At 77.8% G+C, this 1,252-nt stretch carries 1 protein-coding gene; it reads right to left on the bottom strand.

What is annotated here, in order from left to right:
• Nucleotides 1-1,252, bottom strand: a 1,252-nt coding sequence (locus ACWJ6R_RS36615; RefSeq protein WP_449066589.1) for an AMP-binding protein, incomplete at both ends; no start/stop codon positions are given.

Here is a 1,252-nt window from a genome sequence, read left to right as displayed (position 1 = left end):
CCTGGCGGGGACGGCGTAGGCGCGCAGCACGGGCCCGCCCGGCCGGTCGGCGACCGCCGCCGCGGCGGCCCGGACGTCCGGGTGCTCCATGAGCACGCCCTCGATCTCGCCGAGCTCGACCCGGTAGCCGCGGATCTTCACCTGGCCGTCGGCCCGCCCGGCGAGCACGACCCGTCCGGCGGGGTCGTAGCGGCCCAGGTCGCCCGTCCGGTACCGGCGCGTTTCCCCGTCCGCCTCGACGGTGAAGCGCTCCCCGGTGAGCCGCTCGTCGAGGTAGCCCTCGGCCAGCCGCCGGCTGCGGATCACCACCTCGCCCAGCTCCCCCACCGCGGCCGGCAGCCCGTTCCCGCCGAGCACGAGCAGCTCCGCGCCGCCGACCCCGTGCCCGACCGGGACGGCGTCGCCGTGGTCGCCGCGATCTCCGTAGTCTCCATGGCCGCCGTAGCCGCCGCGGTCACCGAGGTCGCCGTGGTCTCCATGGTCTCCGTGGTCCGCCGGCTCCCCCCGGCCGCCGCCGGTGATCTCGAAGGCCGCCTGGACCTGGGGCGTCTCGGTGGTGCCGTAGACGTTCACCAGGCGCGCGCCGGGCGCGACCTTCCGGAACCGGGCGGCCTGCGCCCAGGTGAGCCGGTCCCCTCCGAGCAGGACCAGCCGCAGGTCCGGCAGCGGCACCCCGGCGGCGGCCACGAGCACGGCCAGCTGCGGGGTGAGGTGGGCGACGGTGACGGCGCGGTCCCGCAGCCAGGCGGCCAGGCGGGCGGGGTCGCGGATGTCGTCCTGGTCGGGCACGTGGAGCGGGCCGCCCAGGACGAGCGGGGTGAAGGCGTCGCGGAGCAGGGGGTCGTGCGCGAGCCCGGCGAGCAGGGCGAACCGGTCCCGCCCGGTCAGGCCGTACACCCCGGGATACCAGTCGAGGAAGCCCGCGAGCGGCCCTTCCGCCGCCCGCACGGGTTTGGGATCGCCCGTGCTGCCGGAGGTGAAGGAGAGGTACCCGCGTTCCCCGGCCGGCACGACCGGCCCGGGGCCCGGTCCCGGCTCCTGCGCACGGCCCCCTCCTGAGGGATCCTCCAGGCCGCTCTCTCCCGGGGAAGTCTCCGTGCCGGCTTCTTCCGGGGGAAGGGGCCGCACCGGTGGAAGGCCGGCCAGTTCGGGCGGCGGGACCGTGCCGGGGCAGCACAGCAGCGCACGAGCGTCCACGGCGGCCGCCTGGGCGGCCAGCCGGGCGGGCGGGAGAGCGGGGTCGAGCACGGCC

The organism is Planomonospora algeriensis (assembly GCF_977012225.1).
Note: the sequence above shows the minus strand (reverse complement) of the source record. Positions and strands in the feature narration are given on the sequence as shown.